Annotated in this window: 17 protein-coding genes and 5 tRNA genes; 1 reads left to right on the top strand and 21 read right to left on the bottom strand. The window is 51.5% G+C overall.

The features are described 5' to 3' along the window. Positions 1-17 precede the first annotated feature (17 nt). The 18 genes from rplA to E1H14_RS00285 form a co-directional block, all read right to left on the bottom strand. Positions 18-713 (bottom strand): 50S ribosomal protein L1, encoded by a 696-nt coding sequence (gene rplA, locus E1H14_RS00370; protein WP_149389481.1) that lies wholly within the window; start codon positions 711-713, stop codon positions 18-20. Next, positions 713-1147 (bottom strand): 50S ribosomal protein L11, encoded by a 435-nt coding sequence (gene rplK / locus E1H14_RS00365; protein ID WP_149389480.1) that lies wholly within the window; start codon positions 1145-1147, stop codon positions 713-715. Before rplK ends, rplA begins: the two co-directional genes overlap by 1 nt. 88 nt (positions 1148-1235) lie before the next feature. Then, a complete protein-coding gene (nusG, locus tag E1H14_RS00360; RefSeq protein ID WP_149389479.1) occupies positions 1236-1778 on the bottom strand; it encodes a transcription termination/antitermination protein NusG in 543 nt (180 codons plus the stop codon). Between the two features lie 7 nt (positions 1779-1785). After that, entirely contained in the window at positions 1786-2154 is a 369-nt protein-coding gene (gene secE, locus E1H14_RS00355) for a preprotein translocase subunit SecE (protein WP_149389478.1), read from the bottom strand. A 61-nt stretch (positions 2155-2215) separates the two neighbouring features. Next, positions 2216-2291: transfer RNA gene (locus E1H14_RS00350), tRNA-Trp, on the bottom strand. A 65-nt stretch (positions 2292-2356) separates the two neighbouring features. Then, the gene (tuf, locus tag E1H14_RS00345; protein WP_149389477.1) at positions 2357-3550 is read right to left on the bottom strand and encodes an elongation factor Tu; all 1194 of its coding nucleotides are present in this window, start codon (positions 3548-3550) and stop codon (positions 2357-2359) included. A gap of 87 nt (positions 3551-3637) precedes the next feature. Beyond that, positions 3638-3712, bottom strand: a tRNA-Thr gene (locus E1H14_RS00340). A 10-nt stretch (positions 3713-3722) separates the two neighbouring features. Continuing rightward, positions 3723-3797 (bottom strand) — tRNA-Gly (locus tag E1H14_RS00335). 21 nt (positions 3798-3818) lie between these two features. Then, a tRNA-Tyr gene (locus tag E1H14_RS00330) sits at positions 3819-3902 on the bottom strand. A gap of 19 nt (positions 3903-3921) precedes the next feature. After that, positions 3922-3997: transfer RNA gene (locus E1H14_RS00325), tRNA-Thr, on the bottom strand. A gap of 214 nt (positions 3998-4211) precedes the next feature. Then, entirely contained in the window at positions 4212-4928 is a 717-nt protein-coding gene (locus E1H14_RS00320) for a type III pantothenate kinase (protein ID WP_149389476.1), read from the bottom strand. Then, entirely contained in the window at positions 4925-5887 is a 963-nt protein-coding gene (gene birA / locus E1H14_RS00315) for a bifunctional biotin--[acetyl-CoA-carboxylase] ligase/biotin operon repressor BirA (RefSeq protein WP_235017343.1), read from the bottom strand. The genes E1H14_RS00320 and birA overlap by 4 nt, the downstream gene beginning before the upstream one ends. Then, a complete protein-coding gene (locus tag E1H14_RS00310; RefSeq protein WP_149389474.1) occupies positions 5880-6440 on the bottom strand; it encodes a dihydrofolate reductase in 561 nt (186 codons plus the stop codon). Before E1H14_RS00310 ends, birA begins: the two co-directional genes overlap by 8 nt. A 56-nt stretch (positions 6441-6496) precedes the next feature. Then, positions 6497-7339 carry a thymidylate synthase gene (locus E1H14_RS00305; RefSeq protein WP_149389473.1) on the bottom strand — a complete coding sequence of 281 codons (843 nt, stop codon included), beginning with the start codon at positions 7337-7339 and terminating at the stop codon, positions 6497-6499. A gap of 101 nt (positions 7340-7440) precedes the next feature. Then, the gene (lgt, locus tag E1H14_RS00300; RefSeq protein WP_149389472.1) at positions 7441-8223 is read right to left on the bottom strand and encodes a prolipoprotein diacylglyceryl transferase; all 783 of its coding nucleotides are present in this window, start codon (positions 8221-8223) and stop codon (positions 7441-7443) included. Between the two features lie 10 nt (positions 8224-8233). Continuing rightward, positions 8234-9034 (bottom strand): sulfite exporter TauE/SafE family protein, encoded by an 801-nt coding sequence (locus E1H14_RS00295; RefSeq protein ID WP_149389471.1) that lies wholly within the window; start codon positions 9032-9034, stop codon positions 8234-8236. A 52-nt stretch (positions 9035-9086) separates the two neighbouring features. Further along, positions 9087-11381, bottom strand: a complete 2295-nt coding sequence (gene ptsP / locus E1H14_RS00290; RefSeq protein WP_235017342.1) for a phosphoenolpyruvate--protein phosphotransferase — start codon at positions 11379-11381, stop codon at positions 9087-9089. A gap of 18 nt (positions 11382-11399) precedes the next feature. Beyond that, the gene (locus E1H14_RS00285; protein WP_149389894.1) at positions 11400-11903 is read right to left on the bottom strand and encodes an RNA pyrophosphohydrolase; all 504 of its coding nucleotides are present in this window, start codon (positions 11901-11903) and stop codon (positions 11400-11402) included. Between the two features lie 133 nt (positions 11904-12036). Here E1H14_RS00285 and E1H14_RS00280 point away from each other — a divergent pair, with 133 nt between their 5' ends. Continuing rightward, the gene (locus tag E1H14_RS00280; RefSeq protein WP_149389470.1) at positions 12037-12699 is read left to right on the top strand and encodes a histidinol-phosphatase; all 663 of its coding nucleotides are present in this window, start codon (positions 12037-12039) and stop codon (positions 12697-12699) included. Here E1H14_RS00280 and E1H14_RS00275 read toward each other — a convergent pair. From E1H14_RS00275 to gcvT, 3 genes are all read right to left on the bottom strand, one after another. Next, entirely contained in the window at positions 12696-13892 is a 1197-nt protein-coding gene (locus tag E1H14_RS00275) for a class I SAM-dependent rRNA methyltransferase (protein WP_149389469.1), read from the bottom strand. The genes E1H14_RS00280 and E1H14_RS00275 overlap by 4 nt on opposite strands. Positions 13893-13974: 82 nt before the next feature. Further along, positions 13975-14367 carry a glycine cleavage system protein GcvH gene (gene gcvH, locus E1H14_RS00270; protein WP_149389468.1) on the bottom strand — a complete coding sequence of 131 codons (393 nt, stop codon included), beginning with the start codon at positions 14365-14367 and terminating at the stop codon, positions 13975-13977. 17 nt (positions 14368-14384) lie between these two features. Next, entirely contained in the window at positions 14385-15488 is a 1104-nt protein-coding gene (gene gcvT / locus E1H14_RS00265; RefSeq protein WP_149389467.1) for a glycine cleavage system aminomethyltransferase GcvT, read from the bottom strand. Position 15489 lies beyond the last annotated feature (1 nt).

The following is a 15489-nucleotide window of genomic DNA, read 5'->3' as shown; positions in this document are numbered from 1 at the left end:
AAATCCCATTAGCAGAATCAGACGCTCAGAGAGGACTGATCAACTGCCAGACCCGGTCCCATAGTGGTGGACAGAGTCACTTTCTTCAGATAAACACCTTTAGATGAAGAAGGCTTCAGCTTCTTCAGATCCGCTACCAGAGCTTCGATGTTTTCTTTAATTGCGTCTTGGCTAAAGCCAACTTTACCCACTGAACAGTGGATGATGCCGTTTTTGTCTGTACGGAAACGTACCTGACCGGCTTTAGCATTCTGAACAGCCGTCGCTACGTCTGGAGTCACAGTACCAACTTTAGGGTTTGGCATCAGACCACGTGGACCCAGAACCTGACCCAACTGACCCACGATACGCATCGCGTCAGGCGTAGCAATCACTACGTCAAAGTTCAGGTTGCCGCCTTTGATCTGTTCAGCTAGATCTTCAAAACCTACGATATCTGCACCCGCTGCTTTAGCTTTCTCAGCATTGTCGCCCTGAGCAAAGACAGCAACACGTACATCTTTACCTGTACCGTGTGGCAGAACGGTTGAACCGCGCACAACCTGATCAGATTTACGTGGATCAACACCCAGGTTAACCGCAACATCAACAGATTCGGTGAACTTAACGGCAGAGACTTCTGCCAGCAGAGCCACAGCATCCTGTACGTTGTACAGTTTGCCGGCTTCTACCTTCTCGCGAATCGCCTTCTGGCGCTTAGTCAGCTTAGCCATTATTCTTCACCTTCTACAACCAGACCCATGGAACGCGCGCTACCAGCGATGGTACGAACTGCTGCTTCCATATCAGAAGCGGTCAGATCTGGCATCTTAGTGGTGGCAATCTCTTCCAACTGCGCACGAGTAACTGTACCCACCTTCTGAGTGTTCGGACGTGGAGATCCGCTTTTCAGACCTGCTGCTTTTTTCAACAGAATGGCAGCCGGTGGTGTTTTAGTGATGAAGGTAAAACTACGATCGCTGTAAACAGTGATCACAACAGGTGTTGGCAGACCTGGCTCCATACCCTGAGTCGCAGCGTTAAACGCCTTACAGAACTCCATGATATTGACACCGTGCTGACCCAGAGCAGGACCTACCGGCGGACTTGGGTTCGCCTGACCTGCTTTTACCTGCAGCTTGATATAAGCATTAATTTTCTTAGCCATTTAAGCTACTCCTAATGGGTACAAACGCCGCAAGGCTCCCCGTTATTGCATAAAAACCCGAGAGACCAAGCCTCTCAGGTTACAAAAATCACGCTTTTTCGACTTGACGGAACTCAAGTTCGACTGGTGTTGAACGCCCAAAGATCAAGACCGCAACCTGGAGACGATTCTTCTCATAATTTACTTCTTCGACAACGCCGTTAAAGTCAGCAAATGGGCCATCAACAACACGCACCATTTCGCCCGGCTCAAACACCGTTTTTGGCTTAGGCTTATCAGCACCACTCTCTACGCGCTGCAAAATCTCATTTGCTTCACGCTCAGTAATTGGAGCAGGCTTGTCAGCCGTTCCACCAATAAATCCTAGAACACGCGGCGTGCTTTTAACCAGATGCCAGGTCTCATCATTCATGACCATATTAACCAGCACATAGCCAGGATAAAACTTACGCTCCGACTTGCGCTTCTTACCATCACGAATCTCGATGACCTCTTCAGTAGGCACCAACACCTCACCAAAAAGATCCTGCATCCCATGCAATTCGATACGCTCTTTCAGGCCGTTCATTACACGCTTTTCAAAACCCGAGTAAGCATGCACAACATACCAGCGTTTTTTCTCAGTACTCATGCCAACCTCAGCCTATCACCCCAGAAACAATCCACCCCAGCAGCGTATCTAGACCCCACAACATAAGAGCCACTAACAACACCGCCACCAGAACCATCAGGGTAGTTTGCAAGGTTTCCTGGCGCGTTGGCCAAACCACTCTGCGCATTTCGCCCTTGGCATCTTTAAATAAGCGAAACCAGGTTTTACCCTTTTCAGTTTGCAGAGCAATAAAACCTGCGATTCCCGCCAAGACCAGCAGTGCAAGGACACGATAAAGGAGAGACTCACCGGAAAAGATCGAGTTTCCCACTACACCTATCACCACAATAGCAACGACAACAGCCCATTTCAGGCCATCAAGCTTAGATCCTTCGGAATTTACTTTTGTATTCACGCTAGAAGCCTCGGCTTATATAGGTAAGCTTACGCTATGTGACGCCAACCCCGAATGGGATTGGCAGGCCAGGAGGGACTCGAACCCCCAACCTGCGGTTTTGGAGACCGCTGCTCTGCCAGTTGAGCTACTAGCCTACTGCATAATAGGGAGGCACATTATAGTCACCCCCCCATCTCTTGGCAAGGATTATTGAGAAGAATTACTCAATAATTTTCGCAACAACGCCCGCACCCACTGTACGACCGCCTTCACGGATCGCAAAGCGCAGACCTTCTTCCATCGCGATTGGGTTGATCAGGGTAACGGTCATCTGAACGTTATCACCTGGCATCACCATCTCAACACCTTCTGGCAGTTCGCACGCGCCCGTGATGTCAGTCGTACGGAAGTAGAACTGTGGACGGTAGCCTTTGAAGAATGGAGTATGACGACCACCTTCTTCTTTGCTCAACACGTACACTTCGCCTTCGAACTTAGTGTGCGGCTTGATTGAACCGGGTTTGCACAGAACCTGACCACGCTCAACGTCGTCACGCTTAGTACCACGCAGCAGCGCACCCACGTTCTCACCTGCACGACCTTCGTCCAGCAGCTTACGGAACATCTCAACACCGGTACAAGTCGTTTTCGTGGTGTCACGTACACCGACGATCTCGATCTCGTCACCCACTTTCAGGATACCACGCTCGATACGGCCTGTTACTACGGTACCACGACCGGAGATAGAGAAAACGTCTTCGATTGGCATCAGGAATGGACGGTCAACAGCACGCTCTGGCTCAGGGATGTAAGCATCCAGAGTTTCAACCAGTTTCTTAACCGCAGACGTACCCATTTCGTTGTCGTCTTCGCCATTCAGTGCCATCAGCGCTGAACCTACAACGATCGGAGTGTCGTCGCCTGGGAAGTCGTACTGGTCGAGAAGCTCACGCACTTCCATTTCAACCAGTTCCAACAGCTCAGCATCGTCAACCATGTCCGCTTTGTTCAGGAACACAACGATGTAAGGTACGCCGACCTGACGTGACAGCAGAATGTGCTCACGCGTCTGTGGCATGGGGCCGTCAGCCGCTGAACACACCAGGATCGCGCCGTCCATCTGCGCCGCACCGGTGATCATGTTTTTAACATAGTCAGCGTGACCTGGGCAGTCTACGTGCGCATAGTGGCGAACAGGTGACTCATACTCTACGTGTGAAGTAGAGATGGTGATACCACGCTCACGCTCTTCGGGTGCATTGTCGATACCGTCAAACGCTACCGCTGTACCGCCCCACACTTCCGCACATACGCGCGTCAGAGCTGCAGTCAGGGTGGTTTTACCATGGTCAACGTGGCCAATGGTTCCTACGTTGACGTGAGGCTTGTTACGTTCAAAAGCTTTCTTAGCCATCTTAAGTTCCCAATCTATTCCAGTTGACCAGCGGCCATTAAATACAACAAAGGGCAGACATATTACTATATCTACCCTTTTAACATCTGGAGCTCATGGGCGGATTTGAACCGCCGACCTCACCCTTACCAAGGGTGTGCTCTACCCCTGAGCTACATGAGCGAATACATTTTGGAGCGGGTAGCGGGAATCGAACCCGCCTCTTCAGCTTGGAAGGCTGAGGTAATAGCCACTATACCATACCCGCCGAGTTACAGCTGATTGAGGATGGTGGTGGGAGGTGGATTCGAACCACCGAAGCTCTCGCGTCAGATTTACAGTCTGATCCCTTTGGCCACTCGGGAATCCCACCACGAGCTTCACTTACTTAATGGTGCCGGCACCAGGAGTCGAACCCGGGACCTACTGATTACAAGTCAGTTGCTCTACCAACTGAGCTATACCGGCATGTCAGCGAAGTGGTGCGTATCTTACTGATCTGGCTGGGGACTGGCAAGCCCTGTTTGCATTTTTTTTGAAAAAAATCACTTTTTAGAAAATTGCAGCGTTGAATCCTGAATCAAGCCAAGTTGCCTGTTCTGTAGAGACTGTTCTTTCTGTGCAAACCAAAAGAATAAAAGCGCATTCAACAACAGCAAAATGATGAAAATCCAGCGCCACATTACTCAAACATCCACTGCAAACCATCGAGCACCAGGTCCGCCTGATACTCAGCATTCGGCAGCCAGGGTTTAAATAGCTCACCATCACCACCCGTCAATATCCAACGCTTAATCTGAAACCCTGCTGCCTCTTCTTGCACACTTTGCACAAAGCCCTTCAACAGATGCAAACGTCCATTATCAACACATGCATCTGTTGTTCGGCCCGGACTGAGCACCGCCGCTCGCGTTTCCGCTCCCGCCATCACGCGAGCGGTATTATTCAGTAAGCTTTGTCGCAAAATGGATACACCCGGCAGAATATACCCCCCCAGATGCTGCCCATCCGCTGCGATATAGTCCAGAGTAATGGCACTCCCCGCATCCAGAATGGCACAAGCACTCGGCTGCGCCTTCCAGGCAGCTAGCATCACCAACCAACGATCCACTCCTAAACGCTCAGGCTCGGCATAGGCATTTTTTAACCCCGCGCAAACGGCTTGCGTCTGCGCCAACTCAACCTGAACGCCCATCTGTTGAAAACGCTGGATCAGTGCACTTTGCAGAGCCTGCTGCGCCACGGCAGCCAGATAGACACGCTGGATACCTGACCATTCTAATGGCCAATCTAGGCTAAGGTCCGTAATCAAAATACGCTGCACAGCCCCCACCCAAGCACCATCGCGCAAACGCCATTTCAAAAAACTATTGCCTAAATCCAACTCAAGTATTTTCATAACGCACGCAAGCTTAACTCGCCACCATGCAAACTTAATCGACCCTGTTCCGTTTCCAGTTGCAACGCGCCCATCTCATTCACCCCTAAGCAGATCCCTTCCACGACCTGCTCACCGGATATCACACAGCTGCGCTGACCGTAAAAAGCATCAGCATTTTGCCAATCAGACTGGAAAGCAACAAAACCTTCCCGCTCAAACTTTTCTAAGGCCAAAATGAGGTGATTAAGCACACAGGCCAACAGATGCGTGCGTGAAACCTGAACACCCGAGCGCTGCAAAGAGGTCCAAGCCTGATCAATCGCTCCATCAGGCGCCTGCATCATGGTGACGTTAATACCGATACCGATCACGAGCTGCGCTTCCGTCGTTGTATCACCACTGACCTCGATCAAAATTCCGGCTAATTTTGCTTGTTCAATCAGCAGGTCATTCGGCCACTTCACCTTAACGGCGTCACAGCCCAGCTCGATGAGGGCATTACGCAGCGCTAAGGCCACCGCAAGACTTAACCCCTCTAGGGAAGCTAAGCCTAAGGGCATACGCCAAGCTAAAGACATATAGAGATTCGCGGCAAAGGGGCTAAACCATCGCCGCCCACGCCGTCCACGCCCCTCAGTTTGCTGTTCAGCGACATAGACTCCATGATGCACACCCTCTCTTAAGGCCTGAGCAGCCAAAAGATTGGTCGAAGCGGTGTTTAGATGTTTTTGCAGAGCTTCAAGGCGTAGCGAAACCTGAGGCAGCAAAGCGGCACGACAAGCATCTAAATCGAGCAGATCTAAACCACCGGGTATACGATACCCACGGCCACGCACACTAAAGATCTCAACGCCCAAGCTTTCCAAGGTGCGGATGTGTTTCCAGATAGCACTTCGGCTCATCCCCAGCGCCCGACCCAATTCACTTCCTGAATGAAAACGGCCGTCCGCTAAGCACTGCAATAAACGCTCAAGCACCAAAATCCGCCCCCAGCTCTTCTGTACCCTCGCGCTCGGAAAACCCTGCTGCTTGGCGCTCATAGATCATAAAACGATAGGGGTAGGGGTTGGGCTCAATCGCGGCAAACTCTTGGCGCCCGACTTCAATCCACTCTTGCTTAGAAAACTCAGGGAACCATGCATCACCTTCAATCTCTGCATCGACTTGTGTCAGATACAACCGATCGGCTTGCGCAAGTGCTTGTGCATAGATTTCCGCCCCACCGATGACCAGGGCCTCATCACCTGCATCAATCAGCAACTGCTGCTCAGCACGCTCAATGGCCGCTTGCAACGAATTTACACACACAACACCCGCTGCCTGAAAATCTGGATTACGTGTAATGACAATATTGGTGCGTCCTGGCAAAGGCCTGCCGATCGATTCAAAGGTTTTACGCCCCATGATGATAGGCTTGCCTTGGGTGACTCGTTTGAAATAGCGCAAATCTTCTGGCAAATACCAGGGCAGCTTGTTGCCTACCCCAATCACGCGGTTGTTTGCTTGGGCGACAATAATCGATAGACGCATACGTACCTTGTCTCTAGTGGGTGAAACTGTATCTCTGCAGCGCTGCACTCAGCCAGTTACACAGAGATGGGCGCTCGAATGGCCGGATAGGGGTCATAGCCCTCTATTACAAAATCTGCAAACTCATAGTCAAAAATAGACGCAGGACGCCGCAGGATTTTTAACCTAGGCAAGGCACCTGGTATACGCGACAACTGTTCCTGCACGATAGACGGATCATCAATATGATTAAGGTAAAGATGGGCATCACCGAAGGTGTGCACAAACTCTCCTACCTCTAAATCACACTGCTGCGCCACCATATGCGTAAGCAGCGCATAGGACGCGATGTTAAAAGGTACGCCAAGAAAATAATCAGCACTACGTTGATAGAGCTGACAGCTCAAACGCCCTTGCGCAACATAGAATTGGAAAAGCGTGTGACAAGGTGGCAAAGCGGCCTTATGCAAACGCACGTTTTCTTGTGGGGATAGGCTTTCATCGGGCAGATCTGCTGGATTCCAACCACTCACAATTAAACGACGGGAATTAGGGTTACGCTTAATCTGCTCGATCACCTGACTGATTTGATCGATCGTCGAACCATCTGGGCAGGCCCAAGAGCGCCATTGTTTCCCGTAGATAGGACCAAGATCTCCATCTGCTAAGGCCCATTCATTCCAAATGGTCACGCCCCGTTCCTGCAACCAGCGATTGTCTGTGCTGCCTGAGAGAAACCAAAGCAGCTCATAGATAATCGACTTCAGATGCACTTTTTTTGTCGTCAACAAAGGAAAGCCTTGTTGCAGATCAAAACGCAACTGACGCCCAAAAACCGAGCGGGTACCCGTACCGGTTCTATCTCCTTTATCCACTCCATGGTCAAGGATATCTTGCATCAAATCGAGATACTGGCGCATACAGACACCTGCAAAAAAATGAAGTCATTATGCCTCAAATGACCGCTCATCTCATCCTGCTTATATTCAACATCAAACCATCCGAAGCAGGCAGCAGCCAATCAGTTTTTGGGCTTAGCGTAAGCCAGCAACAGCATGGTGGCACCGGCCAAAAGCATCGGCAGAGATAACCACTGCCCCATTGTTAGCCCGAAAGCCAAAACTCCCAACTGCGCATCCGGTTCACGGAAAAGTTCCACCAATGCACGAAACACCGCATAACTCAGTAGAAACAAACCCGAAGCCGCCATCCGCGGACGTGGGCGTGCCGTGAACCACCAAAGAATCACAAACAGCACCAAGCCTTCTAGCAGCATCTGATAGAGCTGGGAAGGATGGCGCGCCAAATGATCTCCAGCCGCTGGAAATATGACGGCCCAAGGCAGATCAGTGGGACGCCCCCATAACTCCCCACCGATAAAATTACCCAGTCGGCCCGCACCTAGGCCTATCGGAATCAAAGGCGCTACAAAATCACCCATCTCAAACAGACTTTTCTGATAACGTCGACCCAGAAGCGCCAGCGCGAGGACTACGCCGATTAAACCGCCATGAAAAGACATCCCCCCCTGCCAAATCGCAAACAACCAAAGCGGGTCTTGCAGGAAATAGTCAAAATGATAAAACAACACATAGCCCGCACGCCCCCCTAGGATGACACCCATGGCGCCCCAAAAGACCAAATCAGACACCTGCTGCTCAGTCCAGCCCGAACCTGGCTGACGCGCACGATACAAACCCAGCCACCAAGCTGCTGCAAACCCTATGACATACATCAATCCGTACCAGTGAATCTGTACTCGTCCCAGATCTAAGGCCACCGGATTAATTTCATGCACCCACATCACCGACTCCTTAAAATAAATTACTACCTAAAAAGCGCAGGGCCACTAAAAACAGAAAAATGGCAAAGCAGCGTTTGAGTACCGCTTGCGGTAGTGTATGCGCCCAACGTGCGCCCAGTTTGGCTGTGAACGAACTGGCCAGAACAATGCCCAAGAATGCCGGTAAGTAGACGTAGCCCAAACTCCACTCGGGCAAACCCTCACGCCCCCACCCCACCCAAATATTGGTGGTCGCGCCCATCATTGCAATCGGCAAACCACAGGCCGCCGAGGTGGCTACTGCAACACGCATCGCTTGATTACGCCAATTTAAGTAAGGTACCGAAAGGGTGCCACCGCCAATACCAAAAATACTGGAGGCCCAACCTATGACACCTCCTGCCGCCACCAACTCTGCCGATTTCGGTGCCTGAGCACCCTGTTTAGGCTGCAGATTAAACAACATCTGCACAGCCACTAAGAGCACAAAGCTGCCCAACAACACCTGCAACACTGGGCCGGGTAATAAAACGGCTGTATTCACACCCAACACCGCACCCAAAACCAGCCCAGCGGCCATAGGACGAAACAGCCCCCAGTCGACGGCCCCCCGTTTATGATGGGCCAGAATGGAGCTGGTCGAGGTCACCACAATGGTCGCCAAAGAGGTGGCAACGGCCATATGGGTGAGCACAGCGGTCGATAATCCTTGCAACTCAAAACTAAAAATAAGGACAGGCACGATCAGCAGCCCGCCACCTATCCCAAACAAGCCGGCCACAATTCCAGCCAATGCACCCAAAATCAAATAGAGTGCCAAGGTCATCAACATAATCACCTTCCAGAGGAGAGTTAAATGTTCGTTATTAAAAAGTGAGCGTCGGTTATTCCCGCTCGGGGATCGCCGGACGCGTCAATTGATTTAAGCCAAAGGCTCGAAGTGCTTGACGCAGGGTCTGATGGATCTCTTCCGCATCGTGCATCATTCTCACCTTTAACAGTAAGTGCCTGGCCTCTTCTAGACTGACGCCACGAATGGCGCACTTGACCCTGGGAAGATTGTTCGCATTCACGGACAGGACATCATACCCCATGGCCATTAAGAGCAGCGCCCCTCCGGGGTCGGCCGCGATCTCGCCACAGATAGAGACATGCTTACGCTCCTTATGGGCCTCATGTGCGATAAAATCCAACGCTTTGAGCACCGCAGGATGATAAGGCGCATAAAGGCCCGCCACACGCGGATTGTTGCGATCAACCGCCAAGAGGTATTGAGTCAGATCATTGGAGCCAACCGAAATAAAATCCACCATGCGCGCGAAACGACGCGCCTGATAGACAGCGGCCGGCACTTCGATCATGACACCCACGGGTGGAGCATGGACATCATATCCCTCTTCACGCAACTCAGCACAGGCGCGATCGATTTGACGCTTGGCCTCCTCGACCTCGTGCACACTCGTGACCATCGGCAACATAATGCGTAAATTGTTCAGGCCGACACTGGCACGCAGCATCGCCCGCACTTGCACCATAAAGATTTCAGGATGGTCTAGGGTAATACGGATACCACGCCAGCCCAAAGAAGGGTTCTCTTCATCAATGGGAAAATAGGGCAAAGCCTTATCCCCACCAATATCCAGTGTTCGCATCGTCACCGGCAGAGGCGCAAAGGCTTCAAGCTGCTTACGATAACTCTCTAGCTGCTCTTGCTCACTGGGAAAACTTTCCCGAATCATGAAAGGAATTTCGGTACGATACAGACCTATGCCTTCCGCTCCACGCTCAAGAGAGCGCGCAACGTCAGCCGCTAATCCTGTATTCACCCAAAGCGGCAAACGATAACCATCTGTAGTGATGGCGGGGAGATCATGCAGCGCTTGCAGCTCGGTGGCCATCGCCTTCTCATCATTGAGAATACGCCCATACGCCTGAAGCAATTCATCCGAAGGGTTCACATACAAACGGCCGTTATAACCATCCACCACCACTTCACGGCCATTCAAACGCCGATAGGGCAGATCCACGACACCCATGACCGTTGGAATACCCATTGAACGTGCCAAGATCGCCGCATGTGAATTGCCAGATCCAGATACCGACACCAAACCTGCTAATTTATTTTCCGGTGCCAAACCCAGCATGGCGGGCGTCAACTCGTCGGCGAGAAGAATTGCATGATCGGGAAAGTCTGTAATTTGTGCAGGGCCTGCTTCCTGCAGGTGACTGAGTATGCGACTACCCAAATCTCGAATATCGGTTGCGCGCTCACTCAGGTAGGGATCTTCCATCGCGGTGAAAGCACGCACATGCTCATCAATTACTTCCCGCAGAGAACCCTGCGCCCAGTTCCCGGCGTGTATCCGGGCGATGACTTCTTGCGCCAGCGCCTGATCATCCAGCATCCGTAGATACACATCAAACAGCGCCTGCTCATCCTTACTCAAACGGCTCGCCAGATTGTCGGCAACCTGGCGCACCTCTTCTCTTACCGCTTCCAAAGCTTTGGCAAAGCTCTCCAGCTCGGCCGCCAGGTCTTTCACCTCTTTATCCGGCACCGTATCCAGATCGGCCGGCAAGGACATCACCACAACACGCCCAATTGCCACACCCGGTGCTGCCGCCACACCCTCGTAGCGCAAATCCTGCTGAACTGGGCGCTGATTCGCATCCAACTGAGTTTGCACAGAACCCGTTGCATGGGCGTGGGCGATAATGCCCGCTAACTGCGCCGAGAGGGTGACTAGAAACGCTTCTTCACTTTCATCAAAACGACGCTTCTCTTGTTGCTGCACCACCAGCACACCCAGCACACGGCGCTGATGAATGATGGGCACACCCAAAAAGGAGTGAAACTGCTCTTCACCTGTCGTATCAAGAAAATAAAAAGCCGGGTGCGAGGAGGCATCCTGCAGGTTAATTGGCTCTGCGCGCTTGGCCACTAAACCGACAACCCCCTCATTTTCTGCCAAGCTCACCTGCCCAACCGCTTGAGGATTCAAACCCTGAGTCGCGCGCAAGACATAACGTTGCGTAACGGCATCAAATAAAAAAACAGAACAGACATGAGTCGCCATAGCACGCTGTACACGCGAGACAATAATCGTCAGAACGGCATCGAGATCCGCAGCCGTGCTGACCTCCTGTACAATCTTGCGCAGTATCTTGAGTATGCTCATGCCCTGCTCCCATCAAGCCTAGCGATTATTGTTATTCTGTTGTGATACAAGACGCGCCAACTTAGGCGAGAGTTCCTTCATTGCACGACGATACACCTCGCGTTTGAAAGACACCACCTGCCCCAGAGGGTACCAATAACTGACCCATTGCCATCCATCAAATTCGGGGGAATCCGTATGGTCGATACGCACCGCATTATCTTGGCTTAACATACGCAACAGAAACCATTTCTGCTTCTGACCCACACATACGGGTTGTGTATGACGTCGAATCATGCGTTTGGGTAACCGATAACGCAACCAGCCCCGAGTCACTGCGAGGATTTCAACATCCTTCGCATGCAAACCTATCTCCTCACGCAGCTCACGAAACATCGCCTGCTCAGGTGTTTCATTGCTTTGGATTCCACCCTGAGGGAATTGCCAAGCGTCCTGCCCGATACGTCGGGCCCAGAGCACCTGGCCCTGGGAGTTCACCAGAATGATGCCTACGTTGGGACGAAAACCCTCTGAATCAATCACTTTCACTTACCCAGTATCATCATTATTTACACCTATTGTTCCACAGATATGAGTCATGGCAAATAGCGTTGATTGCACAGAGAAACGCCTCGGACTAAGCTAGTGACTTTTTACGTGCGAGGAGACCCCAGCTTTGAGACTGGCGATTTTTGACCTAGACAATACCCTACTCGGGGGTGATAGTGATCACGCTTGGGGAGAATTTTTATGCCGTAAAGGCGTGGTGGACCCTGAAGAGTATAAAGCGGCAAATGATCGCTTTTTTGTCCACTACCAACAAGGCACCCTGGATATTCATGAGTTTCTAGGCTTTGCGCTCCACCCGCTCACACGCTTTGCCTTGGCGGATCTGCAACGCTGGCATCAGGAATTTATGCAGGAATGTATCGAGCCCATGATGTTACCTGCCGCAGCTAAGCTGTTGGCGGAGCACCGTGCCGCAGGCGATCATCTATTGATTATCACAGCAACCAACGCATTTATTACTGCTCCGATTGCCGAGCGCTTAGGCGTGGATTCACTCCTGGCCACGGAACCCGAAATGAAAGATGGGCGCTACACTGGTGCCATTCAGGGCACTCCTTGTTTCCAAGCAGGCAAGGTCACACGTCTAAATGAATGGTTAAATAAGACTGGATATAGTCTTGAGGGCAGCTATTTTTACAGCGATTCCTGCAATGATCTGCCTCTGTTAGAAGTGGTGGACCATCCCGTGGCAGTCAACCCAGATGCCAAACTGGCCAAACATGCACAAGAGCATGGCTGGCCAATTTTAGATCTGCGTGTCAAACCCTAAGCGCCGGGTAGCACTCGCATAAAGCAGGCTTTCAGGTATTCCGTTTCCGGAATCGCCGGATGTATCGGGTGATCGGCACCCTGATGGCCATGCGCAAACACCTGTGCGGTACGGTCCAATTCGCGACTGTTGCCGCGCAGGATATCCACCAGACTCTCGCGAGTTAAGTGCATGGAGCAGGAACCGGATACCAACACGCCATCCCGTGCCAGCAAACGCATCGCAAAGTTATTGATACGTGCATACGCACGCTCACCATTTTTAATATCTTTACGACGCTGAATAAAGGCCGGTGGATCAACAATGACCAGATCAAAACGCTCCTGATCCGCCGTTAAAGCTTTGCACAGATCAAAGGCATCGCCTTTTAAGCCTTTAAAGCGTGTTTCTCCACCATTGATACGCGCATTTTCAGCCGCCACATCTAAAGCCGTCTGGGAGGCATCCACACAGATCACTTCCGAAGCGCCTGCGGCCAGCGCTTGCGCACCCCACCCCCCCACATAGCTAAACAAATCCAGTACCCGCTTGCCTTTTACCAAAGACATCATGCGTGCCCGATTCTCACGATGATCATAAAACCAACCCGTCTTTTGACCATCTAAAATGGGTGCCACCAAAGACACACCATTTTCGGACAAGGGTGCCCATTCTGGCACTTCACCCTGAGCGACCTCAACATAGGTATCCAGACCTTCTAGACCACGCATCTTACCGTCATTACGGAATACTATGGCTTGCGGCGTAAAGACCTTGTTCAGCGCATCCAGAATCGCATCCTTATGCAGCTCCATACCCGCAGTGGAGATCTGCACCACAAAAATGTCGTAAAAACGATCTATGACCAATCCGGGTAAGCTATCAGACTCCCCATACACCAATCGATAGCAGGGTTGGTCAAAACACATTTCACGCAGAGCCAAGGCGACATTCAACCGATGTACAAGCAGTGAGCGATCCAGCGGATAACGCAGATCACGACTCACCAGGCGGGCACAAATGAGATTATTGGGATTCACATAAGCTAAGCCTAAGCTTTTGCCTCGTGCATCCTCGACCACCACCTGTTCACCGGCCTGAAAAGCCTTCAAAGGTGATGCCTGATTATTCACTTCGTTGCTGTAGATCCAGAGATGACCTGCGCGTAAGCGTCGTTCAGCACCGGCATTTAATATCAGAGTTTGGAAATTCATAAGCCACGCTTGATGAGGGGTCTGCCTAACCCAGTCGCGAAGCAACTAGGTTAGGCGGGCCAGAGAAGATAGGAATTCGATCTTAGCTTTCTGCTTCACAGTGTTCAGCATAACCTTCTGCATCCAGAAGATCTTCCAGCTCAGCCGGATCCGTTAAGCGTAAACGGAAAAACCAGCCATCTCCATAAGGATCGGAATTGACCAACTCAGGGGCGTCTTCTAGATCCTCATTGACGGCCACGACTTCGCCACTCAAAGGCGCATACACATCGGAGGCGGCTTTCACTGATTCGACAACACCCGTATCGTCACCGGCTGACACCTGATCACCCACTTCGGGTAACTCAACAAACACCACATCTCCAAGCAGATCCTGGGCATGATCGGTGATACCGATCGTCACCGTGCCATCTCCCTCATCACGAATCCATTCATGACTGGCTACATATTTCAATTCTTTTGGCGTATTGCTCATTTTTTGCCCTACCTGATTTAGGAATATACTTTGACGCCGTTACGTACAAAAGGAGGTTTTACCACCTTTACGCTCACCCATTTACCGCGCATATCTACTTGCGCCGCCTCAGCGGTCGCGAGTGGAACCCGTGCCAACGCCACGGAATACCCCAGTGTAGGTGAAAAACTGCCACTGGTAATTTCACCCTCACCCAAACCTTCTACCTTGACCTTTTGATGCGCCCGCAATACCCCTTTCGCTTCGAGCACCAAACCCACGAGCTTTGCAGTCAAACCCTGGGTACGCTGAGCTTCTAAAGCACTACGTCCAATAAACTGCCGTTCTGCTGGCTCCCAAGCAACCGTCCAGCCCATCGCGGAAACCAGAGGGGACTGGGTTTCATCCATATCCTGGCCATAAAGATTCATACCGGCTTCTAAACGCAGTGTATCACGCGCACCCAAGCCACAAGGCTTCACACCCGCCGCGGCGAGGGCATCCCAGAAGCTTGACGCTTCCTCTTCGGGCAGCATGATCTCCAAGCCCTCTTCACCGGTATAACCCGTGCGGGCGATAAACCAACCTTCAGATTCTGCACCCTGGAAAGGTTGCAGCTGATCGATCAATTTTTGTCGATAATCGGAGAGCACACTTTGTGTCATGACGACCGCCTGCGGCCCCTGAATGGCGATCATCGCTAACTCTGGCTGTTCGGTCAGGGCAACATCCATTTTTGCCGCTTGCTCGGCCATCCAACGCAAATCCTTTTCACGTGTAGCGCAGTTGACCACGACACGATACCACTCACCAGACACGGCAGGATCTGTCATCAAATAAACGATTAAATCATCGATCACACCGCCTTGCTCATTCAGCATAGCGGAATAAAGCGCCTTGCCCTTAACCTTCAAGCGCTCAACATCATTCGCCAGAAGGCGGCGCAAATAATCACGCGCATCAGAGCCGGTAACATCGACCACCGTCATATGCGATACATCAAACATGCCAGCCTGCTGGCGAACCTGATGATGCTCTTCTATTTGTGAACCATAGTGGATTGGCATATCCCAGCCCCCAAAGTCGACCATTTTGGCGCCCTGGGCCAGGTGATTGGCATAAAGTGCTGTTTTGTTTCCCATC

Origin of the sequence: Nitrincola tapanii (assembly GCF_008368715.1) — a bacterium.
In the GTDB taxonomy this organism is placed as follows: Bacteria; Pseudomonadota; Gammaproteobacteria; order Pseudomonadales; family Balneatricaceae; genus Nitrincola; species Nitrincola tapanii.
The sequence above is the reverse complement of the archived record's forward strand: the minus strand, read 5'-3'. Positions and strand labels throughout refer to the sequence as shown.

Bases quoted from the DNA above. Each gene is read 5' to 3' on its own strand.
- rplA (WP_149389481.1), bottom strand. From the start codon at position 713: ATGGCTAAGCTGACTAAGCGCCAGAAGGCGATTCGCGAGAAGGTAGAA.
- rplK (WP_149389480.1), bottom strand. From the start codon at position 1,147: ATGGCTAAGAAAATTAATGCTTATATCAAGCTGCAGGTAAAAGCAGGT.
- nusG (WP_149389479.1), bottom strand. From the start codon at position 1,778: ATGAGTACTGAGAAAAAACGCTGGTATGTTGTGCATGCTTACTCGGGT.
- tuf (WP_149389477.1), bottom strand. From the start codon at position 3,550: ATGGCTAAGAAAGCTTTTGAACGTAACAAGCCTCACGTCAACGTAGGA.
- E1H14_RS00320 (WP_149389476.1), bottom strand. From the start codon at position 4,928: ATGAAAATACTTGAGTTGGATTTAGGCAATAGTTTTTTGAAATGGCGT.
- E1H14_RS00310 (WP_149389474.1), bottom strand. From the start codon at position 6,440: ATGCGTCTATCGATTATTGTCGCCCAAGCAAACAACCGCGTGATTGGG.
- E1H14_RS00305 (WP_149389473.1), bottom strand. From the start codon at position 7,339: ATGCGCCAGTATCTCGATTTGATGCAAGATATCCTTGACCATGGAGTG.
- lgt (WP_149389472.1), bottom strand. From the start codon at position 8,223: ATGTGGGTGCATGAAATTAATCCGGTGGCCTTAGATCTGGGACGAGTA.
- E1H14_RS00295 (WP_149389471.1), bottom strand. From the start codon at position 9,034: ATGTTGATGACCTTGGCACTCTATTTGATTTTGGGTGCATTGGCTGGA.
- ptsP (WP_235017342.1), bottom strand. From the start codon at position 11,381: ATGAGCATACTCAAGATACTGCGCAAGATTGTACAGGAGGTCAGCACG.
- E1H14_RS00275 (WP_149389469.1), bottom strand. From the start codon at position 13,892: ATGAATTTCCAAACTCTGATATTAAATGCCGGTGCTGAACGACGCTTA.
- gcvH (WP_149389468.1), bottom strand. From the start codon at position 14,367: ATGAGCAATACGCCAAAAGAATTGAAATATGTAGCCAGTCATGAATGG.
- gcvT (WP_149389467.1), bottom strand. From the start codon at position 15,488: ATGGGAAACAAAACAGCACTTTATGCCAATCACCTGGCCCAGGGCGCC.